Below are 26,569 nucleotides of genomic sequence, written 5' to 3'. Positions count from 1 at the left end.
CAGGGGTGAGATAAACATGGAAAATAACCAATTCTGCGAGGCCATTCTCAACAGCATCTCAGAAGGCGTAATGACGCTGGATCGAGACTGGAGAATTGCCTCTTGGAATCGGGCCGCTGAGCATATAACCGGTTTTCATAGAGAAGAAGTCCTGGGAAAGGAATGCATGACCATTTTTCGTGCGGCCCTGTGCCGGGAGCACTGTCCCGTGGACAAGGCACTTTCGTGCGGCCACCCTTATCACGACGTAGAAATAGCGATTCATAACAAACGCAATGAGCTGATTCACCTCATGGTCAATGCTGCGCCACTCTATGATTCGAATGGGCAAATCATCGGCGGACTCGAAACCTTCCGTGACGTTTCTCAGAATTACTGGATGCGGGAAGAGTTGAAGGCGCAATACGGGTACGCCAATATCGTGGGGCGAAGCGAACCCATGAAGATTGTGTACGACATCCTGGAATCCTTGCTTGGGACAGACACTACCGTTCTCATTCAAGGCGAATCCGGGACGGGAAAAGAACTTATCGCTCGCGCATTGCACTTCTACGGCCCTCGGAAAGACAGACCGTTTGTCGCCATAAACTGCTCTGCCCTCCCTGAGGGAGTTCTCGAAACAGAGTTGTTCGGACACGTCAAAGGGGCGTTCACAGGCGCAATTCGCAATCATGCCGGCAAGTTCGAACTCGCCAATGGAGGCACTCTCTTCCTGGATGAAATTGGTGAAATAAGCCCTGCCATACAAGTCAAACTGCTGAGGGTTCTCGAAGAACGAGAATTCCAGAGAATCGGAGACAACAGAAACATCAAGGTGGATGTCCGCCTTATAACAGCTACGAACAAGGACCTTTACAGGAAAGTGCTGGATAGTTCATTTCGCGATGACCTCTATTACAGACTGAGTGTTTTTCCCGTGAACCTACCTCCTTTAAGAGAACGAAAAGAAGATATCCGGCTCCTCATCGGTTATTTCATCAGAAAATTCAACAAACAAATGGGCAAGAGTATTCAGGGAATAGCGGATCAGGTTCTGGAGATCCTGGAAGCTTATCCCTGGCCCGGCAATGTCAGGGAACTGGCCAACGCAATTGAACACTCTTTTGTGCACTGCAAAGGAGTGTTGATTCATCATTCCGATCTTCCGCAGAATATCGCTTCCGCACCTCCCGTCACAGTCAGCCGGGGCGCGCAGCGGGCCCAGGGAAAGCTCGATCTCGTCGAAAGAGAGTTAATTGTCAAGGAACTGGAACGCGCTCACTGGAAGAAAGCTCTGGCAGCGCGGCGACTCGGTATGAGCCGCGCCACACTCTGGCGAAAAATGGACAAATACGGTATCGCAAAGTAGTCCGGCAGTGAGACAACGTTTCAAGTGTGAAACGGTCTCTTAACTCCCACCAGATGTCACCCTCACCACTGTTTCATAAAAAGCGTCGCGCAACCGAAACATTTTGACGATGTTAGTGGGGACCGGCGTCCCGGAAGTGTCCCAAAAATTCATGAATGGACAAAACATCGTGCCACGATTCTCATCCGAGTAGGGGCAGACCTGTAGTGTCTGCCCTAATTTGGGCGGACTCGCAGGTCCGCCCCTACAATCATGCCAGGAAGATGATGAGAAATACGTACCACGATCTGGGATAAATTTCGATTTTTGAGACAGTTTCTCCCTACCCGTACATTCTGTTGATATAATTGATCATCTTTAAGATGTGCAGGCACGAAGGTCGGCACCCACCAGCACTCTTATGCTCAATCCAGCATTAATTTAGCAATAGCTCTAGCATCGTTCTCCCGATAGCTATTCCGACTACTTCCCGTTTTGTGTTCTCCCTCTCTAACCCATTATGCAAGCATTTTGGTTGTGAGTAAGTATCCTGTTAGTGTCCTTTGGCATGGTGTTTGCTCAAGTAAGAAACCGTCAAGCACGCAGATTCGGGGTGATCCCGGGGAATATTCTCCGTTCACCCTCTCCATAACCGGAGCCAACAACAAAGGAGGGACCGGTCATGCCCAAGAAGATTCTCGTTATCGATGACGAGCCCGATATCCTAACGTTTATCGGAACACTCCTGAGAAAGAACGGATACACCGTGTGTGAAGCGTGTGACGGAGTGGAAGGGATGAAGAAAGTCATCGAAGAGAAGCCCGATCTAGTCTGTCTCGATCTGCTGATGCCGGAAAAAACAGGCATCAAAATGTATCGAGAGATGCGGCGGGACGAGCGTCTCAAGCATTTGCCCGTCATCATGGTCACAGGAATTGAAGCAGCGGATCCCTGGGACTTCAAAGGATTCAAGCAGTACATCCAGGAAAGATCTTTACCTGCTCCGGAAGGGTATATCGAAAAGCCGATTGACAGGGAACTTTTTCTTAAGGCGGTAAAAGAGGTTCTCCAGGAATAATCGGAGCTTTCTCGGCCTTACTTAACAACAGTTGTCGTCAAAACCGGGAGGCAAAGGTGGGTTGGCTTAAGCAAAAATGGGCTGCCCTCTCAAGAAGCCTGGGTCTGAGGATTGCCTCCATGGTGGGGCTGATTCTTCTTGGCTCCTTCATAATTTTCGTCTCTCTCCTGCTAAACATTCAGCAGGACTTCTATTACGAGCAAGTGATGCGAGAAGCGGACAGATTCAGTTCTTCAGTGATCAATGCTACCAACCACAGCATGCTGGAAGACGACCGGGACGCGACTCGGAACATCATCAACAATATGGGGCAGCAGGAGGGGATCTCAGCCATTCGGATATACGATCATGACGGTTTGATAAAGTTTTCAAATCGACCGCGTGAAGTCGGCTCCAGGGTAGATAAGCAGTCCGAAGCCTGTTTCGTGTGCCACTCAGTTGACAAGCCGTTCGATCAAGTAGTTACCGATCAAAGAGCTCGAGTGCACTATCACGAAGGTTACAGAGTCCTTGGTATGATCACTCCAATATTCATACAAGAAAGCTGCTATACCGCGGCATGTCATGTTCATTCCAAGGATCAACAAATCCTGGGGGTGCTTGATGTAAGTATGTCCCTGAAGTGGTTTGACGATCGGGTTAAGTCCCTTGTAATGAACATAGTGATCATTGGAATAGGCACATTCGCTGCGATTTTCGGGATCATTGGCGTATATATAGCAGCTAAAGTGAACAGACCGATAGGTCGATTGCGGTTGGGAGCAAAAAAGATAGCAGCAGGAGATTATACGTACAAGGTGCCGGTGGAGTCGACGGATCAGATCGGTGAACTCGCACAGTCATTCAATGTCATGCGGGATCAGATCAGACGGCGCACTCTCGAGCTTGTCCGCAGCCGGTGGGAGTACAAGAATCTCTTCGAGCAAGTGCCGTGCTTCATCTGTTTAATTGACGATCGCTTCGATATCGTCCGCCAGAATTCACATATGCAGGAACTGTTCAGAGGCACCATAGGAATGAAATGTTACGAAGTCTTCAAGCAGCGCAAGTCAAAATGCGACGACTGTCATGTAGACGTGACATTTCAGGAAGGAAAATCTTCGGGACGGGAGCATTGCGGTCTCAAGATCACGGGTGAAGAAACAAATTACTTGAGTTACACGACACCCGTGTTCGACGAAAAAGGCAAAGTTATCTATGCGATGCTCATAGCAGTCGATATCAGTGACCGGATCGAGCTGCAGAAGGCACTGCGAGCTTCGGAGGATTTTCAGGCCAACCTCATCGAGAACTCGATCCACGGCATTATAGCAACCGATGAAGATGGAAAAATAAACATCTACAACATTGCGGCTCAAAATATGTTCGGTTATTCGCCTGAAGAAGTGATCGGCGACGGCGATCTGGAGAAATATTTTCCGAAACCGTTCGTTGAGATGGTCCTTACTGCACATCTGGGACGAGAGACTGAGCAGACTCGTTTGATCGCACAGGAAATGGTTATTACATCAAAGGAAGGAGAATCCATTCCCGTTCGCTTCTCCGGATTCCTTCTTTTCGACGACAAAAAAATAGTCGGTGCAGTAGGATTTCTTCAGGATCTCCGCATGTTCAAGAAACTGGAACGTGAGAAACAGGCTTCTGACCGGCTCGCGGTTGCAGGCCAGACTGTGGCGGGTCTCGCTCATGGTATCAAGAATATTCTCACCGGCTTGGAGGGTGGAGTGTTCGTCGTAGAAACGGCTATGGAAGATCATGACGATGAACTGCTCCCCCGCGGCTGGAGTATGGTCCGAAACAATATTAGCAGAGTGTCGGCTCTCGTGAAGGATCTTCTCAGTTACAGTAAGGAGCGAGCGCCTCAGTATGAAGAAACCGATCCAAATCTCCTGGCAGAAGAAGTTTGTGCCCTCTTCGACATGAGTGCTCAGGAAAAGTCCATAGAGATCCGCAGGGATTTCGATGCACAAGCAAACAGGATGTTTGCAATCTATCTCGATCAACGGGGCATTCACACGTGCCTGTCAAACCTGATTGCGAACGCAATCGATGCCTGCGCTCTCGATAGTGCAAAATCCGAACACCACATCATAGTGCGAACAAGACTGAATCCGGAGGGGTTCCTCACATACGAAGTGTCCGACAACGGCGTGGGAATGAGCGATGACATCCAGCGAAAACTTTTCTCGAGGTTTTACTCGACCAAGGGAAGCAGAGGAACCGGTCTCGGTCTCCTTGTGACCAGCAAAATCATCGCCGAGCATGGTGGTCGGATATCGTTTGAAAGCAAGGAAGGAGCAGGAACGACATTTACCGTCGTACTGCCTCCCGGCAAACCCAAAGAAAAGAAACACAATCTATTCGACTCTTCTGACGACAAAAAGGAGTCTGCAGCAGACCCTGGCGTTCAGACGAACCCGGTGGGATCAATCGAGTCGAAACAGAAATCTTTCGAGGCGTGATTTCTCTGAAGGATTAGTAACTTACAGCGGAGGGGCTCATGGAACAAGCAGAACGATCTATACCCTGTAATATTTGGGACTGGGATATCCCCTCTAAAGCCGTGGCAGACGTGGATGACTGGCACAACGAGTATTCCGAAGTGCAGGAATTAACGGTCAGTGAGGATGGCGAAACAGTAGCTGCCATTGTCAAGTCGGATGAAGATGTGTTCACAGTCTGCGTTAACGGAGTACCCTGGGAGAGCACGTTTGAAAAAGTGTGGTCTCTTAGGTTTGCACCCGATGGCAAGCTCACCTGTCTCGGAATGAACGAGGATGAATGGACTGTTATTCAGGACGATCGGGCCTGGGAAGAGACATTCGAGTATGTCTGGAATCTGAGGTTCAGTCGCGATGGTGCCGCAGTGGCTGCAAACATCAGGACATCTGAAGGCTACGGTATAGTTTTGAACGGAGAGCCCTGGGAGAGTACGTTTGTCCAAATGAGGGCTTGCGAAATCAGCGCTGATGGATCTCGCACGGCAGGCAACGTGCAGTTGGAGCCTGTATCGGAAGGTGACATCTGGAAATTTCGAGAGGGAGTCTGGAGCCTTGCGGTGGACGGAGAGCCCTGGGACACTAATTTTCTTAATGTCTGGGATTCCGTCTTCAGTGATGATGGATCGAAAGTTGCTGCGGAAGTGCGACTAAAATCCGGTCTTCAGACGATCTGTGTCGACGGCCTGCCCTGGAAAAATGGTTTCAAAGCAGTCTGGAAGCCTCTCTTTGTTCCCCGTGAGCACGATGTTATAGCTCCGTGTCTGACACCGCAAGGATGGGGGCTGCTTCTGAACAGCGAGCCTTTATGGAATGAATACTTCGCGCAACTCTGGCATCAGACATTCAGCCCTGATGGAAAACGACTTGCAGCCGTGGTTGCGCCCTCATTCGGGCGCTGGACCGTAGCAGTAAATGGTAGTCCATGGCAAAGCACTTTCGGCGACGCTGTACTGCCACCAGTCTTCAGTGAAAGCGGAGGGAGAATCGCGGCAGTAGTAAAAGATCACAATAAATGGACTATCGCTGTAGACGGCACCCCGTGGGACCAGGAATTCGACATGATTTGGGACCCGGTTTTCAGTCCCGATGGGAGACAGGTAGCTGCAAGAGCGGCGAAAGGGCAGGAATATTTCCTTGTAGTCAACGGCAAAATTGCGTCGTTAGGTTACGTTCAAATGTGGGACCCAATCTTCAGTCCTGATGGTGAGAAGATTTTGGTCAAGGCGGTTCAATTCGGTCGCCTTTATCGCAACCTTCTTCCCCTCAGAGAACTTCTGCGCTGAGTAGAGGAGAGACAGCCATGTACAACCTCGTGAGCGGACCGCTCGTCTGGATTGCATTCTCTGTGTTCATCGGTGGGATGCTCTATCAGTTTTTCAGAATGGTAAGGATGGCTCAAAAGGATAAAGTTGTGCTCCCTTATATGAGCTTAAAATATGGTTTGCGTTCGCTTGTCCATTGGCTCGTGCCTTTTGCCTCCAGGAACATGCGCATGCGCTACGAGACGACTTTGGTGACCTTCGCATTCCATATTTGCCTTTTCCTGGTACCGATCTTTCTCACGGCACACGTGGCTATGTTCTCGTATGCATGGGGAGGCAAGTGGCCGACTATCTCGGAAAGGGCGGCAGATTGGCTCACAGTGCTTGTGATTTTCGCTGCATTGTTCTTTCTTGTGCGACGATGGATGCTTCCTGAAGTGCATTTTGTCACTTCAATAGGGGATTATCTCTTGTTAGCTCTCGTCGCGGCTCCCTTTCTAACAGGTTTCGCAGCTCGTAATCAGTGGTTTGATTACGATACTATCATTGTCCTTCACATCATCTGCGGGTCAGCAATGCTTATGGCGATACCGTTCACGAGACTTAGCCATATGCTCTTCTTTCCCTTTACCCGGGCGTACATGGGATCCGAATTCGGCGCAGTCCGTCATGCCAGGGATTGGTAGATGCCATCAAACCGTACGGAGGCGAATATGGGCTTACCGGCATACTATTTACCACAATTACCGGCCGTTTCCGACCCGGGTCTAGATCTCAATGCAAAGGAACTCACTCGTGAGCAGATAAGCCAGGTCATAAACAGAGTGATCGATAAAGAGACGGCAGCCAGATTCAACGTATATTTAAATACTTGCGTACATTGCGGACTCTGCTCGGACGCGTGCCACTGGTTTCTTTCAAACGATCGTGACCCCAGGTTCTCTCCAGTTGGCAAGGTCAAACAGACGCTCTGGGAAATACTCAAGAAGAAAGGGAATGTGGATTCCGACTTCATCAAGGAGTGCTCCAGAATTGCCCAGACGGAGTGCAATGTTTGCCGAAAATGCAGCATGTACTGTCCCTTCGGCATCGACATTGCCTATTTGCTTCTGGTAGTGCGGCGGATTTGCCATGAGCTCCACATGGTGCCGCAATTCATGCAAGACACTGTTAACAGCCACGCTGTCACCCTGAACCAGATGTGGGTGAAGCAGGACGAGTGGATCGATACGCTCCAGTGGCAAGAGGAAGATGCCAGATCTGAAGTCGTAGGGGCGAGAATTCCGTTGGACAAAGAAGGTGCCGAAGTCTTTTACTCGGTGATAGCTCCTGAACCAAAAATTCTTGCGCAACTCATCGGCAATATTGCTCAGATCATGGCTGTAGCAAAGATCGATTGGACCATGCCTTCGTTCGATGGCTGGGATAACAGCAACATGGCCATGTTCTCCGGCGATTTCGAGATCATGGGACGAGTTGAACGCGCTCATCACGAGGCTGCATTGAAGCTGAAGTGCAAACGAATTGTGATGGGCGAATGCGGTCATGCATTTAGAGGAGCAGTGTACGACGGCCCCAAGTGGCTCGCATGGCGTGAACCTCCGATTCCGGTGATTCATGCAGTGGACTTCTACCATGAGCTTATTACTTCAGGCCGCATCAAGATTGCTCGCAAATTCGATGAGCCGGTCACTGTTCAAGAACCTTGTAACATCGTGAGAGGCAGAGGGCTCGGAACCAAGTTGCGCGAAATCGTTCAAGCTACTTGTTCGCATTTTGTACCTCCCAGTCCTGACTTTGAGCATAACTACTGCTGTGGAGCCGGAGGCGGAGTCATCAACTGCGGTCCTCCGTGGAAAACCTCGCGTGTCAAGGGTAACAGCGTCAAGGCTGAACAATTGGCGGCAACGAAAGCACATGTGGTAATAACGCCGTGCCACAACTGCCACAGTGGGATTGAAGATATCATCGGTTCGTACAAACTCGGCATGCATGTGAAATTCTTTAGTGAGATACTCATGCAGGTAATGGAAATTCCCGATGAACTGAGAGCCGAGTAATATAATGTGCGACTCGGGTGCAAAAAGGGGCAGACTCATGCAAGCGACTACAAGGACGATCTTGATAATTCTTTCGGGTTTCCTGTGGACTTTGTTTCCAAATGTACCGGCTTTCTCGGACAACTCTCCGCAAAGTTCAACTCAAAACAGTAGTACAAATCCGCCGATTCTTATATCGCATTTGGGGTCATCTCCCCGATTAGAGCGTCCGCCTGTAGTGTTCGATCATGACATGCATACGAAAGCATTGAAACAGTCTAAAGGTCAGGATTGTGCAATATGTCACATTGTGAAGGATGCCAGTGCCAGCCTTTCCAATCCTGAAGTCAAAGTCTTCAAATTTCCGAAAAGCGCTTTCGATCCAACCGACAAGACTGCAATCATGTATGCATATCACGAGGGATGTGTGAGCTGTCATCGTACCCTTCAATCCGAAGGGAAGAAATCCGGACCGGATATCGGCCTTTGCGGCAAATGTCACAAGAAACGTCCTGAAGTCCAGCAAACCACCTGGGCCTGGAGTCCTATTTTCAACTATGCCCGACATGGCAAGCACGTGGAAGCAGTCAAGAAGCTCGATCCGGCAACTGAATTTGCGATTGCGGACAAGGTTCAAGTCGTCTCGGATACAAGCGGTAACAGGTGTGAACTCTGCCATCACCAGTACGACGAGAAGCAGAAGAAGCTCATCTATAAAAAAGATACCGAGAACTCATGTCAGGCCTGTCACAAGAGCAAGGACGAAAAGAATGCACGATCCATGCAGAAAGTGGCTCATTCCGCGTGCATCGGCTGTCATATGAAGCTTGCGGAAAAAGCCAAGGCTGAAACGACTTCTCAGCAAGGATCGTCATCGACAACTTCGCAGAACAAATTCGGACCGTTTGAATGCAAGGGATGCCACGGGGAGCACAAAGAGCTGACCCCTGAAGAGATCATGAAAGTTCCTCGACTGGTGAGAGGCCAGAAAGATGTTATGGATCTCGCACTTGTCTTGCCGGATAACACTTCTGTGGAGATGCCCAAGGAAATTCCGGGAATCCAGTCTCCTGCGGTCCGCATGAAAGCAGTGACTTTCAACCACAAGGCTCATGAACCCCGTGCTCAATTCTGCAATGCTTGCCATCACAACTCCCTGGAAAAATGTGTGAACTGTCACACGCAAACAGGCGACGTAAAGAAGGGCGGCGGAATCAGTTACGAGCGGGCATTCCATATGGTTACGTCAAACCAGGCGTGTATCGGTTGTCATGCTCAAAAGAAGCAGGATCAGAAATGTGCAGGATGTCACCAGTGGTTAACAGGTCCAACACCAAGTTCCTCATGTCCCGTATGCCACCGAGGTCCGTCAAACGGGAAAGCCATCGATGTTCCGCCGATGCCTCTGTTTCAGGACAAAGAAAAGGTTCCCGACAAAGTGGTGATGAAGCTCCTGGAAAAGGAGTTTAAGCCTGCAGAGTTTGCGCATCTGAAAATCGTGAACAAGCTCGTGACCATTTCAAACGAAAGTTCCCTGGCCCGGTGGTTCCACTCTACACGAGAGCAGGCTCTCTGTGCAGGGTGTCATCATAGAAGTGAATTTCAACAGGCAGCGGTCAAGGTGCCCAAGTGTACGACGTGTCACAATAAGACCGTGGATCTTGCTTCTTTGGGCAAACCGACTTTGATGGGAGCGTACCACCGCCAGTGCATCGGATGTCATGGATCGATGAAGCAGAAGCCGACTGCATTGGAATGCGCGAAATGCCATGCTGAAAAAGGGGAGATAAAGACTGCATTAGAAGTCATTTCCCATGTTCCGGCGAACAAGTGATCGTCGTACAGGAGGAAACCATGCCGAACATATTGCATGAATTCTATATCCTTACCAAAGGAATGGAATACCTGATCGTGATCGTTTACCTTTTTGTGTTCATCTCCTTCTGGAGATTCCTGACATACCGGGAAAAAGACTGAGTTAACTGCGCTACTCAGATAGCGGACCAGAAACTCCCCTACAGGAGAGGATCTCAAAATGAATGCCGATAGACGCAACTTCCTGAAAATGCTCGCGGGCACGGGGATGGCACTCGGATTCGGGCTGGAGGGCAATGCTCTGGCAGACGTAGCATCGCTCCGTGGGTATCCGGATCAATTCGGAGTGTTGGTGGATACGACTGTATGCATAGGTTGCCGCCGCTGCGAGTGGGCCTGCAAGGAATCCAATAAATTGCCCGGTCAGCAGCCCTTGAAGGAATACGAAAAAGACCAATCCGTTTTTCTTAAGGTTCGAAGAACCCATGCAGACACTTACACGGTGGTAAACCGGTTCCCCAATCCGCTTGATGCATCCAAGCCGATTTATGTGAAAAAGCAGTGCATGCACTGCTACGAGCCCGGTTGTGCGTCATCGTGCTTCGTCAAGGCGTTCACGAAGCAGCCGGTTGGCGCAGTCACATACGATGCTTCACTGTGCGTGGGATGCCGGTACTGCATGGCAGCCTGCCCCTTCGACATCCCGGCTTATCAATATTTCGATCCCTTCACTCCTGAAGTCACCAAGTGCACGTTCTGCTTTGACAAGATTTCCAAAGAAGGCGGCGTTCCTGCTTGCGTCGGCATGTGTCCGGTCGAAACTATGACGTTCGGAAAGCGAACAGATCTTATCGATCTGGCCCATAAAAAGATCAGGGACAACCCTACTCGATACGTGAATCACGTGTATGGAGAAAATGAAGTAGGCGGAACAAGCTGGATGTATTTGTCGGCCGTGCCTTTCAACATGATCGGATTCCGAACAGATCTTGGAACGACTCCGATACCTACGTTGGGAAAGCCGTTCTTGTCACTGGTTTCACCGGTCTTTATTACCATACCAGCACTGGCTATGGGGTTTTACAGCTTCAAGAAACGAAGAGACAAGCTGGCGGAAGAAGAGCTCAAGAAGGCTCTCGAGAGCAAGGAGGGCAAGTAATTGGATACAACAGCAATCACAACGGATATCAAGCCCACATGGATGCAGGAAAAACTGTTTCTCGGCATGACTTTCAAAGACTATGTGCGGAGCAACATGACTCCGTCCAATGCCGTGATCGCGTTCATTCTTGCGGTGGGAATACCGGTCATCATCTACCGCCTTGTGTACGGACTGGGCCCTTCAACGAATCTGTCAGATAACAACCCCTGGGGTATCTGGATAGGTTTTGACATGCTCTGTGGAGTTGCTCTGGCAGCCGGTGGATTTGTTATCGGCACAGCGGTTCATCTGTTCGGAATGAAAGATTATGGTTTTCTGTTCAGACCTGCCGTGTTGACAGGTTTTCTCGGGTACTTGTTCGCTATTATCGCCCTCACCTTCGATTTGGGCAGGTACTACCGAATTCCGTACCCCATGGTGGTGTCGTGGGGTGTCAATTCCGTGCTGTTCCTGGTTGCCTGGCATGTGGCACTTTATCTGAGCTGTCAGTTCGTGGAATGGTGTCCGGCAATCTGGGAATGGCTGAATTTGAAAAAACTACGGAGTATTTTCATAAAAGCAACACTCGGAGCGACCATATTCGGAGTATGTCTCTCCATGCTCCATCAATCGGCACTGGGCTCCATCTTCCTCTTGATGCCTGAAAAGCTCCATCCATTGTGGTATTCTGAGTACATTCCTCTCTTTTTCTTCATGAGCGCTATTGTAGGCGGTTTGGCAATGACAATTCTGGAGAGCACCATTTCTCATAGAGTCTTTGCTCACCAGATAAAAAATCATGATCCCGATCAACTGGATCGTGTTACACTGGGACTGGGCAAGGCGACTTCCGTCACACTATTTGCCTACTTCTTCATGAAGATGATCGGACTTGCCCACGGCAACAGTTGGAGTTACCTGGATACCGGCTATGGATATTGGTATCTGGTAGAAATCATAGGGTTCGTGCTCATTCCGGCCTTCGCACTCATGTATGCAGTGCAAAACCATTTGGTTCAGATGGTTCGCAATTGGGCAATCGTTGCAGTGATCGGAATCATTCTGAACAGGGTGAATCACTCTATTATAGCGTTCAACTGGCACTTGTCCTGGGCTGACCGGTACGTCCCCCACTGGATGGAAGTTGTGCTTACCGTGACAGTGATCACTATCGGCATCATCACCTTTCAGTGGATCATGAATCGCATGCCCATTCTGTACGAACATCCGGATTTTGAACCCGAGAAGCACTGATACGGGAGGAAACATCATGCCGAAAAAAATTCTCGTGGTGGATGACGAACCCCATATCGTAAAATATCTGACAACGTTTCTTCAGGATTGCGGATATGAAACGTGCTCCGCAGGTGATGGAGAATCGGCTTTGGAAGTCCTCAAGCAGGAGAACCCGGATCTGGTGACCCTGGATTTACAGATGCCGAATGAAACGGGAACGCGGTTCTATCGCAATATGATCAAAGATAAACACTTCAAGGACACTCCCGTGATTGTCATAAGCGGAATTCCCGGACGCCACCTGGCTGTCTCAAAGCCTGTTGCGGTCTTTGAAAAACCGATCGATCGCAACGCATTGTTGAGCAGTATCAAGGAGACGATCGGCGAATAGGGGATTTCATAACGAGAGTGCCCAAACCGCAGGAGTTCCTCAGTTGAAAGATCTGCAGCGGATTCTTGTATGAAAGAACACGAAACTGACACACGATTGAGCGAGGATGGATGTGGCAGAATTGCCCATGCCATCCCTTGCTATGTGACTGTTCAGGACGCAAATCTCAAGATCCTGTGGGCCAACGATCTCGTGCAACAGGATTTCGGTGACTCGTCCGGAAAAACCTGCCATCAATTCTACAATATCGGAAATGCGCCCTGCTCGGAATGCCCTGTTCTCAAGACCTTTTCGGATAGATCCATTCACAGCGCAGAATTGCAGGTAACCAACCGTAACGGCTCCCGCATGACTATCCTGGTCTCATCGGCACCTCTGGTGGATCAAGAAACCGGAATAGTGTCTTCGGTCATAGAAACCGGCGTGAACATTACTTCCGTAAAAGATATCCAAAGACAATTGATACTCCTCGGACAAACCGTTGCGGGCATGGCCCATAGCATCAAGAACATTATGATGGGACTTGAAGGCGGGATTTACGTCGTCAATAAAGGCATTGAAGACAAGAAACCCGATGAAGTGAAAGAAGGGTGGGAAATTGTTCTCCTAAATTTTGAGAAAATCTCCCATATCGTGAAAGACATTCTGTACTGTTCAAAGGAGCGGGAGCCTAATCTCGAGACAATCGAACCGAATAAGATCGTCCGGGAAGTGTACGAGTTGTTCAAAGACGCGGCTCAAAGATATGCTATCAAGATCCATCTGGCTCTCGATGAAGAGCTTGGAGAGGCAATAATAGACCCCCAAGGCCTTCACACGGTTCTGTCGAATCTCGTATCCAATGCAATGGACGCCTGTAAGCTCGATCTCTGGAAAGACGAACACCTGGTTGAAATTCGTACCCGCAAAGGCAGGAGAGGAGCTACAATTATCGAAGTCGCAGACAATGGAATCGGAATAGATAAGCGCCTGAAACAACATGTTTTTGAAGATTTTTTCACCTCCAAAGGTGACAAAGGGACCGGTCTGGGACTCATGGTGACTCAGAAGATTCTCCGCGAGCATGGCGGAACCATTACTTTCAGGTCAAGACCAAAACATGGCACTACGTTTGTTGCTCATTTTCCGAAAAAAGAACAGATACACAATTAGATAGAGTAGGAGACTCTGCGGCCGGCTGCATGTGACCGCAGAGCTCCAGTTCTTCTCATAATCACACCTCGTAGCTTATTTCTGCCGGTCTCTGTTCTTCTTTGATCCACGGAGGTTCTTTCGACACGATGTCTTTTTTTACAGTCTTGAGTGTCGACGCTATGAGCTGGCTGTCATCCACTTTTGATGCCAAGTCTCCTATTGAGAGGACACCTACGGGTGTTTCAGTCTCGTCAATTACCAGGATACGTTGGATCTGATGTTTGGATAACAATTGAGCAACATCCTCAATGTCGCTGTCTGTTGTGCATGTGATCGGATTTCTGGTCATTATGTCTTTGACGAACGGGGATTTTTCCGTTTCGCGAGCCAAGGCTCTGATAACTATGTCCCGATCTGTCAATGTTCCAAGAACAGAATAATCGGAGACCACGGCCAAAAAACCAACGTCAAAGTCTCGCATCTTCCTAGCCGCATCAATTACGGTGGAATCCCCATTTATTGTCAACACTGTTGGCGTCATAACTTCTGACACTTTCATGGTTATTCCTTTCGGTTGTTAGTAATTACATACATGTACAAATTATTCATTGATATTGTAGTTGCAATATGCCGTAACCCAATAGTATCACGATTAAATGATGCCAAGTTCCCGAGTTTGAACGAAAATGACAACATGCGCGCTGCCCTTCAGAAACATAAGTTTTATGCCTGCCTTTTCTCCAATTACGATATCCATTCCCCGGTCTTTGACCGAATAGAATGTCAAGTTATCAAAAAGAAATGAGAATCGCCGCACGTGATGAGAAAACTGTATTTAGAAAACGAAATAACAATTTGAACTGTTTTGCCGCTCCGTGTGTCACATTAGTGACGACTTTTTACCAAAAGAATTACTAAATTATTGTCATACAATGTACAGCTTGACATCCGGAGAAAGAATTATGCCAACGAATATTCCGTTAGAGCCATTGATTGCTTTGATAGCCGGTATTCTGATCTTGACCGTGCCGCGTTTGTTATCATGGATAGTCGGCATTTATCTGATCATAATCGGCTTGCTGGGTATCTTCGGGCGGTAAGTCCGTCGATTGACGGTCAACGATTATTTGCAGCAGCTTGACATAATTTCTGACCTTTTGAACTCCCTTTGTAAGGGAGCCGGCGTCCCTGCCTGGCCTAACTAATTGTTTGGTTGTGACAAATGTGCCGGCACAGAGGCCGGCACCCACCAATTTTCAAGAAGAGCTTTTCGCAATCGGACAAAAATTCTGTCATTTGCTATAATCCGAAATCCCGCAAAGCATTATTCTTACGACTTACGTAGTTTGAATCTCTGGATCTTGCCTGTCGCTGTCTTGGGCAACTCATTCACGAAGTGAATCCCCCACGGACGTTTAAACTTCGGCAATCTTTGAGACACAAATTCCAGGAGTTCACCTGTGAGTTTTTCCTTACCCGTTCCGTCATGGGATGGATTCACGACTACATATGCAAAAGGTTTTTGCAGACCTTCCACTTCATGGCCGACTACAGCGCATTCCGAGACTGCTGCATGCTCGATCAGGACGTATTCGATCTCCATGGGAGAGACCCAGATCCCACCGACCTTGAGCATGTCGTCTCCCCTACCCTGATATATGAAATAACCGTTATCTCGACTATACATGTCACCAGTCCTGAACCATCCGTCTTCGAGCATCTTCTCACGATTCTGCTCCGGCCTATTCCAATAGCCGGGTGTAATGCTACTACCGCGGATTAGCAGGTGGCCGGTTGCTCCGACCGGAACGTCACTCCCCTCGTCGTCAACTATCTTGGCTTCGTATCCGGGGACCAGACTCCCTGAGGACCCTTCTTTGGCCGCACCAGGCCGATTGGAGATAAAAATGTGGAGAGCTTCAGTCGAACCGATGCCGTCAACTATCTCGCAACCCGTTTTTGCCTGCCATTGTTTGAAGATCTCAGGTGGCAGAGCCTCACCGGCAGACACACAGAGTCGCAACGAACTTGTGTCTGCGCCGTTCATTTTCTTTACGAGAGAATTGTACATTGTCGGCACCCCGAAAAACACGGTCGGCCTGTAGGTGACCAGAGTGTTTATCACCTTTTCCGGTGTGGGAGGATCGGAGAGCAGAACTGCCGTGGCGCCGAACCTGAGAGGAAAGGTTAATCCATTTCCCAGTCCGTATGCAAAAAACAATTTGCTCACCGAGAAGCAGATGTCTTCTTCACGAATGCCCAGGACGTGCTTTGCGTAATTGTCAGCGGTGAACAGCATGGAACTCTGCTTGTGCGGTGTGGGCTTCGGTTTGCCCGTACTACCCGAACTGTAAAGCCAAAAAGCTATATCATCAGGATTTACAAGGTATGGATCGGCTTCGTCCGATGCAGCCGAGAACAATTCTCGAAACCGGTCGTCAGGGAAGATTTTGTCGCAATGGTGATCGGTTTCGATTTGAGCGGCTCTGCTGTCCATATTAGTGACCAAAAACCTGCTCTCGCTGTCGGTCAGCAGGTACCGGTAATCGCCCTCTGACAGCATGGTGTTGACAGGAACCGGCCAGGCGCCGCATTTCACGCTTCCTAAAAACGCATAAATGAAGAGCGGGGAATCCGGAAGGTGAATCATAACTCGCTCAGTGGGCTTCACCCCTAATGTTCGCAAAACATTGGCAAATTTGTTCACATTTTTCGCGAGTTCCCGGTAAGTAACCTTTACATCACCGCAAAAAAAGGCAATCTTGTCAGGTCGCTCAAACGAATTCTTCCCAATAAGCTCTTCAGCAAGATTAACTTTCTTCTCGACTGCGCCCGCCATATCCTTGCTCCTTTCTGATGATTAATCGGGGCTTACGGAAGCAAGGATCGTGCCTGACCGTAACACTGCAGAATCAAGTCTCTATTAAGAAAGGATTTACACCTTAATTGGGCGAATTAGATGTGAGCCGCGATTTAAAATGTCTTTCAATTTATGAAAACAGGATTTTGATTTTTGAAAAAGAAGCTGAGGTGTACGGGCATAGACGTTGACTTATCAGAATATTCCCCCCTTTTATAAAGGGGGGCCAGGGGGGATTTTGATCTAAACCTCTGAAATCCCCCTGAATCCCCCTTTAGAAAAGGGGGACATTGATGGCCTTTTTGACACTAGGAGGTGCCCATTTAAGCAACTGCGACCCTAAGTTACCGCACGTGGAGTTCACGGATGACTTTGATTATGAGGTTTTGCGACGATGCCAAACGCTCTCATACGTTTCCTGAGCGTCGGATACGATATGCCCAGGATTTTACCTGCGTTTCCGTAATGCCATTTTGTACTTTCCAGGGCGTTCAATATAAGTTCTCGATCGGTGAGAGGTTTGTCCGATGAAAGCTGTTTGTTCGGGATTGTTTCGGCATCTACATCTTCACAAAGTTGAGGACTTTGAAAAAGGGGGACTAAAACATCATCGAGTATTGCATTCCCCTGGGTATGCATGACGGCTCGGGTAAGCAAGTTTTCGAGTTCCCTCACGTTTCCGGGCCAATGATACTCCCGTAATCGTTTGAGAGCGTTCTGCTCGACATGATCCACCTGTTTATTGAGATTGAGATTGATCTTCTTGAGTAGATATTCGACGATCAAGGGGATATCCGCTGATCGATGCCTCAGGGCAGGAATTCGTATAGTCGCCACATTGAGACGATAGTAGAGATCGCGACGGAAGAAGCCTTGACGCACCATCTCGAACATATCCCTGTTTGTCGAAGCAATAATTCTGGCTTCGGAGCGGATGGTTTTCTCGCCTCCCACACGCTGGAATTCTTTGTCTTGCAGGAAACGCAGCAGCTTCGCTTGTAATGAAAGAGGCATTTCGCATATCTCGTCCAATAAGATCGTGCCATGCGCTGCTATTTCGAACTTACCCTTCTTGAAAGAAGCTGCTCCTGTAAAGGCTCCTTTCTCATGTCCGAACAATTCGCTTTCGAGAAGACCTTCTACTATTGCTGAACAATTTATGGCCACAAACGGTTCCTCCCTGTGAGGACCGTTGTAGTGGATTGCTCTGGCTACCAGTTCCTTTCCCGTGCCGGTCTCTCCTTCTATAAGAACCGTGACGGTGTTGTTGGACAAAATCCCGATGGTCTTGAAGATCTCCTTCATCTCCTTGGTCTTGCCAACGATCTCCTTGGGTTCAAAATCGTGAAGATCGCTTATAGACAAGCCGTCCGAACCAAGATGAGCCCGGGAAAGGTCACCCGCCCTTTCAATGGCCGCATCCAAATCGTCCAGATCTATGGGTTTGGGAATGTACTCGAAAGCGCCTCGTTTGATGGCTTTTATCGTAGTAGCCATATCGTGAAAAGCGGTGACTACGATAACATACGGCTTTTGGGATGAAGCACGTATCTCGTTCAATACGTCGAGCCCGTCCGCATCTGCCAGTCGTACATCGAGAATCACGATTGCCGGCTTGAATGAAGCGATCTTGTCGATAACCCCTTTTGCTTCGAGAGTGCAATACACCTCGAAATTCTTTTCAGTGAGGTGCATTTCAAGGACTTCCAAGGCTGACGGTTCGTCATCGACGATGAGTATCCTGGTTCGCTGCAAGCTTACTGACCTTCCTTCGGCGCCTACTTTGTGAGAATTCGTGGCAAATGCTGAGTTACGATTACAACTTACGTTTACCTCTTCGTACTCTTTTCCGCAAGTACCTGCCCCGCTCGGGTTCACCAGCGGGGCTCTGGAAGCCTGGAAAATTCATATGAGCGGGATGGACATCCTACCAGATTATACGAATTGCTAAAATTAATGTCCGATTGAGGATAGGACTATTGCAGGGTGCCGGCCTCCGTGCCGGCACATTTTCAATATGATCAATGATATCGATAGAATGCAGCGGCAGAGAGAAACTGTCTCAAAATTATCGAATACACAGGAATCGTGCCACGATTCTCCATCCGAGTAGGGGCAGGTCTCGTGCCTGCCCTTATCTGGGCGGACACTAGGCCCGCCCCTACAATCGGGCAGTCAGGATCGATGGAAATTCGTGCCACGATCTGGAATGAATTTCGGCTTTTGAGACAGTTTCGAGACGCCAGTCCCCACTAAAATCTTGTATCCGAGCGCAGGATAAACGTCAGAATTTTTGACAGCCACTCTAATATATGCGAGACGGCAGGAATTATGTCCTACGTTCGCTTCCAACAGTATCCGGACACGGTAAGGTCACCGTCACTTCCGTGCCCTTGGGCATCCCTCTGATGTCGATCAGTCCGCCATGAGCCTCGACGATTTTCTTGGCATTAGCAAGCCCGAGCCCCGTTCCTTTCTTCTTTCTACTAAAGAAGGGATCGAATGCATATGCCAGGTCTTCTTCGGCGATACCCGGGCCATTGTCGCAGATTCCTATCCTTACATTTCCGTCTGCCATAGATGCAGAGATTTCCAGTCGCCCATTTTCGCCGATCGCTTCAAGCGAGTTGAGCAGAATGTTTATAAGAGCTTGAAGCATTTTTTCCCGATCCATGAGCAGCTCGGGTAAGGGTTCCAACATTCTTTGGACTACCCTGACACGTTGTTCTCGTATGCGTGCTTCAAGTACATCCAAACACGATTTTATCAAGAGCTCAACCGATTCGGGATGAAATTCGAATTTCACGGGCTTTGCAAAATCCAGCATTTCAGTCACGATCTTATTCACTCTGGCGAGCTCTTTACCGATTATTTCGAGACGTCGCTCGTTGTTCCCGGAGAGCGAAGCATGCTTGAGCAGGTCCTGGACACTCATGCCGGCTGCGGAGAGTGGGTTCCTGATTTCGTGGGCTATGGAGGTCGTGAGTTGACCGATATGTGCAAAACGTTCGGCTTCTCTCACTCGCTTTTCTATTTCGGTGCGTTCGGTTATGTCTCGACAGATCCCCATGACCACTGGTTCGCCTTCATATTGAGTGACAATGACTTTGTTCTCGGTGGGAAATGCCTCACCCCGGCTGTTAAGTCGCAAGTATGCGTATTGGCTTTCGGTTTTGTTGCACGACGTTCTATCTTCATAGAGCCGTTCAACGTCGGCGAGGGATTCCGGAGCTACGAATACTCTGAAATTGCTCCCAATTACCTGATCGAGCGTGTAGCCGTGCATATCGCAAAAAGCCTGATTTGCAAAAACGATTATCCCTTGTTTGTGGATAAAATAGCCGTCTCGGATTTCTTCTACAAGCTGCCGGTATTTGCGTTCCGACTCAGCCAGTTCCCTGGTCCTTTCTTCAACCGTCACTTCGAGTTTTTTGGCATGCTGCTTTATTTCTCGTTCGTGAACCTGCTGGAATTGGTCGCTGAACTTATGAATGGTATAGGCCAGGCAATGATTCAGGCGATCGAGGATTTTGAAGGCTTCGGATTTTGTCATCTCTTTTTCGAGAATGGGAACCAGGATGGTTCGAAATAGCTCAAATGCTTTTTGCACCTCAGAAAGGGTGAAGCCGGCTTTTCCTCGGAGATTTCCTATGAAATCAATCGCTTGATTGAGCTTGTCGAAATTGCCGTGAACCAGCGCATCATAATCGGCGTCCATTGCTCGGGTTACCGTGAGGATCAGTTCTTTTTCCGGTCTGGACGAGTACGAAGGACTGACTTCAGTCTGGAGCTTGCGGAGCCATTCATCAATTATTGCTGTGCGGTTCGTGTCCAGGAGTGTTTTGATGTTCATTGGGAAACTCGGACAGAGTTAATTGATTGATTTATTTACGTATCGTCCACAGGCAGGAGACCGGTGGCTACTAATTTCGAAGAACGGCTCTTAATAATACGAGATAACTTTTGAGAATCACTGCAGAAGACTCGCAAAGACGAGCCTCATCCCATTGAGCCGCCCGCAATGGAAGCATCACCTTGACACCGTCGGAGGCAGCCGGTGTTCAGGGGGATTCATCAGTCGACTTCTTCAGTTGTAAAGAGAAACTCGCAACGGCCTGAAGGTTATAATTCCTTTACCTTGGGTCAGGGACTTTCTCTGAGCTCGATATACCGACAGCCTCGTCAGTAATTGGCTGCTGGAGAGCATCCGTTCCTGCGAGAATCTTCCTGAAAGGATCGAAGGCCGGATTCAGACGACTGTTAATAGCCTGCCAAGTCCGCTCCATCAGCTCCATGACGCTATTTTCGGTCAGCCCTTTCGTCAGGATCGGGTCCCCGATAGCAACAGACACGTGCCCCGGCCTGAATAGAAGCGAGTTCTTCGGCATGATTTTGAATGCGCCGTTGCAGGTGACTGGAAGAATCGGAATTCCAGTCTGAATAGCCATCATGAATGCTCCCTTTTTGAAGGAATGAAGAAGCCCGTCGGGAGTTCGGGTTCCTTCAGGATAGATGAGGACCGACCAGCCTTCGCCTAATTTGCGAGCGCCCTCCCGGAGACTCTTGACTGCTCGTTCCCTGTCGGAACGGTCAAGAGAAATAGCGCCGGTGGCGCCGAGAGCACGTCCGAAAAGTGGTATCTTGAGAAGCTCTTTTTTGATTACCCATCTGAACGGAAGCGGAAGATTGACGAATAACGCCAGGATATCAGCGAAACTCTGATGGTTGGGTGTGATGATGTACGATTCACCCGGGACGATCTTCTCCGTTCCGGTAATAGAGAACGATATTCCCATAAACTTCGCGACAATTAAATTCCACAAACGGCCGATGCGGTAGTTGATATAGGCAGAGCCCGGAAACATGCTTCTGATTATCATGATCGGGGCCAGTAAAATGGTGATCAACGCTGTTCCTGCTGCTGCGAAAAGTTGTCTCGGTAAGAATCGAATTCTGAATCGCAATGCCAACTCCTGATGCGAGATTTTGCTGGGATCACACTATTTGTCTTGGTACTGCGCAGTTCATCCAGCGGCTTGCATTGATTGAACTCGACGCGGAGCAAGAGCATGATCAGCGTTCGACTCTAATTCACTTTATGCCTTCAGTCAACCGTGATTCTCCTGATATGGCAACCAGCATTAAGTTCGTTACTGAATGGTAATACTCGCGTCCAGGGTGAAAAAAATAAACCTGTCCGCTCTATGAGCAGGCTTGGCTATATTCGATAATTGCATTGTTCGGGAATCTGTTGACTTGCTTTCATGGGGTAGATAATGTGGAATTAATACTTACTACTTCCCAAATCCGAAGGATTCCAAGCATATCTTATTCCAGGGGAATTCGTATGGGGGATGATGACGTGAATCGTAATCCGTCGCTATTTTCAATAATCGCTATAAAAAGAACGGCTTGCCTGACCGTTCTCCTTTGTCGGTTTAACTGGGCTTGAGTGACTGCCCCATAAAGGAGACCTCTCTGCCATGCCGCAAAAGGTTGTCTGCATATACTGTGGAATCTATAAAGTAAGCTCCGACGAACGAACATTTTTTTATCCTCACTGCAATTTCATGGCTTGACTCCTGTGGCCGCACAATATAGACTGAACATAATTGTTGTTTGAGACCGGCAGGGGGAAGCAATTGATTAAAAAACCCGAAGACTTTACCGATGATAATATTCACATTAGCGTTCCTGATAGAGAGATGGGCCACGGTTCAGCCCGTGTCTATACAGTTGCATCCGCATATAATGCCAAGAGTGGCGCCACTCTTCCCTATTATGGAGCAATCATCCGCCGGCGAAAAAAGATTATTCTGGGTATTTTTTTCGGCACTGTATTTCTGACGATTCTCCTTACTCTGGCTACAACACCAGTCTATCGTGCACAGGCCATAGTAGAGCTTGAAAAAGACGGGGGAGTTTCTCTGTCAAATATACTAACTTCTATATCCCCCACACTGCATAACGGTGTCGAGAATGAAGATATTGCTACTGAAATCGTAATTATAAAAAGCAAAGTTTTGGCTGAACGTTTAACAGATGAACTGCAACTTAACACAATACCCGAATTCAGTAGAGTTTCATTCATTAAAAGAAGCTTTCAACTGCTTGCAGCAATTCCCAGAGCTTTCTCGGGCGACAATGATTATGTTTTGGAGTCACAATCGGAAGTAAGAGATCGAATCATAAAGAAAGTTATGGATAGCATTCAGGTGTCACGAGAGGGAAAAAGCAGGACGATGGTGATAGCGATCGAATCGGAATCGCCGGAATTGTCCAAGAGAATGCTTGAGAAATACCTGGAACTCTACTTTGATGAAAACCTTTCTAAAAGACGACGAATGAATGCAGAAGCCAGCCGCTGGCTCGTCGATGAGATCAAGAATGCCGAAAGCAGGGCCCTGGCGGCTTTGGATGCAGTGGTCGATTTCACCACGACTCACGATATGGTCTCGTTAGAAATGAATTATCCCAATGCCAATGTCAATCATAAACTCGCAATTTTCGCCAACACATCAGATAATCTTCTGAAATCAAAGGAGAATCGTATACTGCTTGAATCGCTTCATAGACTTTCCGGGCAGGGAATGTTGGCTCTTCCTCATGAGTTTAAGATACCGGAATTGGAAACTCTTAGTACCAAGCTCGCCACTATGGAAGCTACATATGCCGAATTTTCCGAAGTGTACTCGGATGATTATCCAAAGCTCGTCTTGCTAAAAAACCAAATAGCGGTCCTGAAAGATCGAATCGCTTCTACCCAAAAACAGATCATATCCAGTACTGTCCAAAGCGCCAAACAAAAAGAATTGATGAATGAACAAGCTTTTGAAGAGGCTAAAAGGGAAGCGCTCAGATCGAATTCGCTCGGTGTGCAATATGCTGTTCTGAAAAAGGACGCAGATACCACCCAGGAGATCTACAAACTGCTCCTCAAGAAATCCAAGGAGGTACAGCTAAATACGCAAATCATCGGCAATAATGTCGTGACGGTAGACCCCCCATCCGCGACAATCACACCGATCAGACCACGGAAAGCTCTGAACCTGCTTCTCGGTTGCCTGATCGGTGTTTTTGGGGCTCTCGTCGGAGCATTCCTGGCAGAGTCGATGGATAATACAATCAAATCTGTCGATGACGTGGAGAATCTGGACATCCCCAATTTAGGACAAATCCCGAATGTTCGTCGGGCACGAAAAGTGAACTCCCGAAACAGGAAACCGGTCGAACTACTCGTGAATGAACTGCCCACGTCCGATATAGCTGAAGCAATAGAATCCGTAAAAATCAACCTGCTTTTGTCTCATCCGGACAATTCCCACGGCACATTATTGGTGACAAGCGCAATTTCCGGCGAGGGAAAGACGTTCATCTCGGTTTTACTGGCGAGCGCATTCAGTTCCGACAAAACTCCGGTCCTCCTGATCGAAGGCGATCTCCGGCGTCCGAGATTCCATAAGATTTTCTCCCAGCCGGACAAGCGCGAGTACGGACTATCGACCATTCTGGCCCGGCCGGATATCAATCCTGCACGAGCAATGCAATTATCGGAAATTCCAGGATTATATTACATTGATTCAGGGCCCTTGCCCGAGCACCCTTCCAGATTGCTGCAGTCAGGCCGCCTCGAGGAAGTCATCCCCGTATTTAAAGAGCATTTCCATCACATCATAATCGATGCACCGCCTTTAACCGGATTATCGGATGCGAAAATCCTCACACATGTGGCAGATGGAATAATACTGGTCGTTAAGAATGGTTATTCGTCGCCTCTCGTTGTTCAAAGGGCGGTTACGTCACTTACTGGGATGAATGGTGGGGCAAATCTCATCGGTACTGTTTTCAACGCAGCGGATACGGCATCTGTGTTCAGGAATGGACGATCTCTTTGTTGATAGGCCTTGTACCAATTCGCGTGCGAAGGATATCTCCAGCCTCCCAGATCGTGAAAAGAAAAGCGAATCGGTATAAGAAGGGTTCTGCAATACTTGTAAGTAGGTAGAGATCTCGTACAAGTAACAAAAAATGGTCACAAACGTAGCCAAATTGTAGGCTTGACACAACGTACAGGGGTTGCTAGGATAATCTATCTTCATCGAAAGGGGGGACACCGCAAGCTACTGTTCGTATTATTCGTCACTTAATTAATTACTGAAACAATTTAACTTAGAAATTCATGCCTCAAACTGTTTAAATAGATGAATTATATGCTCTGAGGCGATTAGCGTGTACAGAATTGTAGAGGGGAGAATTAATCCATGAGCATCAACTCAAGAATTGATAATATACATAACTGTCCACGAGCGGCTGAAAGTTGCATCGGTACGGCCCAAAATCCTGCAAATAGAAGGTGGACACCCAGAGCGATTGCGTCTGAATTAATCAAGATCGTACAACAACTATCTGCCACCCCTTCACTGCAAATTAAGATTTTGCTGGTTTCGGATGTCTTATTAGCTGCAGCCTCAGTGATTTTAGGGTATTCACTGTCCCCTTCGTATTCTTTTTTCGATTTGACCGACCAACATGTAAGCGCAGAGGTCGCAATGCCGGCCTTCAGTGCCGTTTTTTCTCTGTGCGGGCTAGCTGCAGGAGCATACGACCGAAGGCATTTACGTATGCTATGGCAGCCTCTTCTTGCTGTAATTGCAGCGGTAGTGATGGCTTGGGCAATATTTTTACTTGCAAATTATGTTATCTACTATCGTAGTGTAGGTAGATGGATCGTTTTTATTAGTACAGTTTCGCTCATTCCGACAGCATTCGGCGTGAGAGCACTATTATCGTTTTTTGGGTCAAGAAATCAGAAAAATATTCTGGTAGTAGGAACCACTGCTACTGCCAGTCTGGTTCAGGATGAAGTTCAGAAGATCGGAGGATCTTTGTCGAAGATAGCTGCAGTTGCTCCAGGTCACTTCTGCGCCATTCTGGATCAATCTTCCCGCTCGGACCCGGACTCCAAGGCATTGGACGAAAAAGGCGGGTTCGATCTCATTATTGTGGATGACGCATGCGACCGCGAAGTACTTCTCAGGGCTTTGGAGTATCTCAAGGAAGGGAAACAGGTTGCAGGATTCTTCTGGTATTTCGAGAGCACTTTTCAGAAGGCCCCTTTGCAAAAAATGGACCTGAATTGGCTCATGTCTGCCGATCTCTATTTACTGAGACCGCTAGGCCGAGCATTCAAACGCGCCTCGGACGTGCTCCTGGCGAGCGTAGGTTTGGTCCTCTGCCTGCCTCTGTGGGTGTTAATCGGGATTCTTGTAAAAATAAGCGGCCCGGGACCGATTTTCTATTATCAGACCCGTGTTGGCCTGGATGGCAAGACATTTTCTCTCATTAAGTTTAGATCTATGGTGGATGGCGCTGAATCGCAGGGAAAACCGGTGTGGGCATCCAAGAACGATAGCCGGGTGACTCAAATCGGGAGAATCTTACGAAAAACCCGACTTGACGAAACCCCTCAGTTTATCAATGTCTTAAAAGGCGACATGTCGTTTGTCGGACCGCGTCCCGAACGTCCTGAATTCGTATCTCTCCTCTCGTCAAGTATTCCATATTACGATGTACGACACCTAGTAAAGCCCGGAATTACAGGATGGGCGCAGATTATGTACCGGTATGGATCCAGCGAAAAAGATGCTGCAGAAAAGCTCTGTTACGATTTATACTATATAAAGAATGGTAATTTTATATTGGACCTTGCAATTATCATAAGAACCCTTGGCACAGTTATGCGTGGCGCCAGGTGAAATGATAATGAGATTCAACTGACTTGGGTT

Annotated in this window: 20 protein-coding genes; 15 read left to right on the top strand and 5 right to left on the bottom strand. The window is 48.3% G+C overall.

The genetic code is table 11. The features are described 5' to 3' along the window. Nucleotides 1-16 precede the first annotated feature (16 nt). From DESTI_RS26455 to DESTI_RS26405, 12 genes are all read left to right on the top strand, one after another. Complete coding sequence (locus tag DESTI_RS26455) at nt 17-1,348, top strand: sigma-54 interaction domain-containing protein (protein WP_041286518.1); 1,332 nt, start codon at nt 17-19, stop codon at nt 1,346-1,348. A gap of 661 nt (nt 1,349-2,009) precedes the next feature. Then, the gene (locus DESTI_RS26450) at nt 2,010-2,405 is read left to right on the top strand and encodes a response regulator (protein ID WP_014813024.1); all 396 of its coding nucleotides are present in this window, start codon (nt 2,010-2,012) and stop codon (nt 2,403-2,405) included. A 56-nt stretch (nt 2,406-2,461) separates the two neighbouring features. Next, entirely contained in the window at nt 2,462-4,867 is a 2,406-nt protein-coding gene (locus DESTI_RS26445; protein ID WP_014813023.1) for an ATP-binding protein, read from the top strand. Between the two features lie 38 nt (nt 4,868-4,905). Beyond that, the gene (gene tmcD / locus DESTI_RS26440; protein WP_014813022.1) at nt 4,906-6,189 is read left to right on the top strand and encodes an electron transfer complex subunit TmcD; all 1,284 of its coding nucleotides are present in this window, start codon (nt 4,906-4,908) and stop codon (nt 6,187-6,189) included. Nucleotides 6,190-6,206: 17 nt separating this feature from the next. After that, nucleotides 6,207-6,854 carry a TmcC family electron transfer complex membrane anchor subunit gene (gene tmcC, locus DESTI_RS26435; protein WP_014813021.1) on the top strand — a complete coding sequence of 216 codons (648 nt, stop codon included), beginning with the start codon at nt 6,207-6,209 and terminating at the stop codon, nt 6,852-6,854. A gap of 27 nt (nt 6,855-6,881) precedes the next feature. Then, nucleotides 6,882-8,228 (top strand): (Fe-S)-binding protein, encoded by a 1,347-nt coding sequence (locus tag DESTI_RS26430; RefSeq protein WP_014813020.1) that lies wholly within the window; start codon nt 6,882-6,884, stop codon nt 8,226-8,228. Nucleotides 8,229-8,232: 4 nt separating this feature from the next. Beyond that, nucleotides 8,233-10,041, top strand: a complete 1,809-nt coding sequence (gene hmcA, locus DESTI_RS26425; RefSeq protein ID WP_014813019.1) for a sulfate respiration complex hexadecaheme cytochrome HmcA — start codon at nt 8,233-8,235, stop codon at nt 10,039-10,041. A 20-nt stretch (nt 10,042-10,061) separates the two neighbouring features. Further along, complete coding sequence (gene hmcD / locus DESTI_RS31655; RefSeq protein ID WP_014813018.1) at nt 10,062-10,184, top strand: sulfate respiration complex protein HmcD; 123 nt, start codon at nt 10,062-10,064, stop codon at nt 10,182-10,184. 58 nt (nt 10,185-10,242) lie between these two features. After that, a complete protein-coding gene (locus DESTI_RS26420) occupies nt 10,243-11,181 on the top strand; it encodes a 4Fe-4S dicluster domain-containing protein (RefSeq protein WP_014813017.1) in 939 nt (312 codons plus the stop codon). Continuing rightward, the gene (gene nrfD / locus DESTI_RS26415; protein WP_014813016.1) at nt 11,182-12,417 is read left to right on the top strand and encodes an NrfD/PsrC family molybdoenzyme membrane anchor subunit; all 1,236 of its coding nucleotides are present in this window, start codon (nt 11,182-11,184) and stop codon (nt 12,415-12,417) included. 16 nt (nt 12,418-12,433) lie between these two features. Next, the gene (gene divK, locus DESTI_RS26410) at nt 12,434-12,790 is read left to right on the top strand and encodes a DVU0259 family response regulator domain-containing protein (RefSeq protein ID WP_014813015.1); all 357 of its coding nucleotides are present in this window, start codon (nt 12,434-12,436) and stop codon (nt 12,788-12,790) included. 69 nt (nt 12,791-12,859) lie between these two features. After that, nucleotides 12,860-13,942: a two-component system sensor histidine kinase NtrB gene (locus DESTI_RS26405; RefSeq protein ID WP_014813014.1), complete on the top strand. Its 1,083-nt coding sequence runs from the start codon at nt 12,860-12,862 to the stop codon at nt 13,940-13,942. A 61-nt stretch (nt 13,943-14,003) separates the two neighbouring features. Here DESTI_RS26405 and DESTI_RS26400 read toward each other — a convergent pair whose 3' ends face one another. Continuing rightward, nucleotides 14,004-14,483, bottom strand: coding sequence for a CBS domain-containing protein (locus tag DESTI_RS26400; RefSeq protein ID WP_014813013.1), 480 nt, complete (start codon nt 14,481-14,483; stop codon nt 14,004-14,006). A gap of 403 nt (nt 14,484-14,886) precedes the next feature. On the opposite strand from DESTI_RS26400, the gene DESTI_RS30375 reads away from it, so the two are divergent. Further along, nucleotides 14,887-15,024 carry a DUF3096 domain-containing protein gene (locus DESTI_RS30375; protein WP_014813012.1) on the top strand — a complete coding sequence of 46 codons (138 nt, stop codon included), beginning with the start codon at nt 14,887-14,889 and terminating at the stop codon, nt 15,022-15,024. 230 nt (nt 15,025-15,254) lie between these two features. Here DESTI_RS30375 and DESTI_RS26395 read toward each other — a convergent pair whose 3' ends face one another. From DESTI_RS26395 to DESTI_RS29525, 4 genes are all read right to left on the bottom strand, one after another. After that, nucleotides 15,255-16,763, bottom strand: coding sequence for a benzoate-CoA ligase family protein (locus DESTI_RS26395; protein WP_014813011.1), 1,509 nt, complete (start codon nt 16,761-16,763; stop codon nt 15,255-15,257). A gap of 381 nt (nt 16,764-17,144) precedes the next feature. After that, nucleotides 17,145-18,539, bottom strand: a complete 1,395-nt coding sequence (locus tag DESTI_RS26390) for a sigma-54-dependent transcriptional regulator (protein ID WP_041286516.1) — start codon at nt 18,537-18,539, stop codon at nt 17,145-17,147. 574 nt (nt 18,540-19,113) lie between these two features. Beyond that, on the bottom strand, nt 19,114-20,637 hold the full coding sequence (locus DESTI_RS26385; protein WP_014813009.1) for a PAS domain S-box protein: 1,524 nt from the start codon (nt 20,635-20,637) through the stop codon (nt 19,114-19,116). A 280-nt stretch (nt 20,638-20,917) separates the two neighbouring features. Then, on the bottom strand, nt 20,918-21,748 hold the full coding sequence (locus DESTI_RS29525; protein ID WP_014813008.1) for a lysophospholipid acyltransferase family protein: 831 nt from the start codon (nt 21,746-21,748) through the stop codon (nt 20,918-20,920). A gap of 678 nt (nt 21,749-22,426) precedes the next feature. On the opposite strand from DESTI_RS29525, the gene DESTI_RS26370 reads away from it, so the two are divergent. Beyond that, entirely contained in the window at nt 22,427-24,682 is a 2,256-nt protein-coding gene (locus DESTI_RS26370) for a GumC family protein (RefSeq protein ID WP_014813006.1), read from the top strand. A gap of 363 nt (nt 24,683-25,045) precedes the next feature. Continuing rightward, a complete protein-coding gene (locus tag DESTI_RS26365) occupies nt 25,046-26,539 on the top strand; it encodes a sugar transferase (RefSeq protein ID WP_014813005.1) in 1,494 nt (497 codons plus the stop codon). The last annotated feature ends 30 nt before the right edge of the window (nt 26,540-26,569 follow it).

The sequence above is a fragment of the Desulfomonile tiedjei DSM 6799 genome (assembly GCF_000266945.1).
GTDB classification, from domain to species: Bacteria; Desulfobacterota; Desulfomonilia; order Desulfomonilales; family Desulfomonilaceae; genus Desulfomonile; species Desulfomonile tiedjei.
Note: the sequence above shows the minus strand (reverse complement) of the source record. Positions and strands in the feature narration are given on the sequence as shown.

Coding starts and splice junctions, on each gene's coding strand:
- DESTI_RS26455 (WP_041286518.1), top strand. CDS start 17: ATGGAAAATAACCAATTCTGCGAGGCCATTCTCAACAGCATCTCAGAA.
- DESTI_RS26450 (WP_014813024.1), top strand. CDS start 2,010: ATGCCCAAGAAGATTCTCGTTATCGATGACGAGCCCGATATCCTAACG.
- tmcD (WP_014813022.1), top strand. CDS start 4,906: ATGGAACAAGCAGAACGATCTATACCCTGTAATATTTGGGACTGGGAT.
- tmcC (WP_014813021.1), top strand. CDS start 6,207: ATGTACAACCTCGTGAGCGGACCGCTCGTCTGGATTGCATTCTCTGTG.
- DESTI_RS26430 (WP_014813020.1), top strand. CDS start 6,882: ATGGGCTTACCGGCATACTATTTACCACAATTACCGGCCGTTTCCGAC.
- hmcA (WP_014813019.1), top strand. CDS start 8,233: ATGTGCGACTCGGGTGCAAAAAGGGGCAGACTCATGCAAGCGACTACA.
- hmcD (WP_014813018.1), top strand. CDS start 10,062: ATGCCGAACATATTGCATGAATTCTATATCCTTACCAAAGGAATGGAA.
- DESTI_RS26420 (WP_014813017.1), top strand. CDS start 10,243: ATGAATGCCGATAGACGCAACTTCCTGAAAATGCTCGCGGGCACGGGG.
- divK (WP_014813015.1), top strand. CDS start 12,434: ATGCCGAAAAAAATTCTCGTGGTGGATGACGAACCCCATATCGTAAAA.
- DESTI_RS26405 (WP_014813014.1), top strand. CDS start 12,860: ATGAAAGAACACGAAACTGACACACGATTGAGCGAGGATGGATGTGGC.
- DESTI_RS26400 (WP_014813013.1), bottom strand. CDS start 14,483: ATGAAAGTGTCAGAAGTTATGACGCCAACAGTGTTGACAATAAATGGG.
- DESTI_RS30375 (WP_014813012.1), top strand. CDS start 14,887: ATGCCAACGAATATTCCGTTAGAGCCATTGATTGCTTTGATAGCCGGT.
- DESTI_RS26395 (WP_014813011.1), bottom strand. CDS start 16,763: ATGGCGGGCGCAGTCGAGAAGAAAGTTAATCTTGCTGAAGAGCTTATT.
- DESTI_RS26385 (WP_014813009.1), bottom strand. CDS start 20,637: ATGAACATCAAAACACTCCTGGACACGAACCGCACAGCAATAATTGAT.
- DESTI_RS26365 (WP_014813005.1), top strand. CDS start 25,046: ATGAGCATCAACTCAAGAATTGATAATATACATAACTGTCCACGAGCG.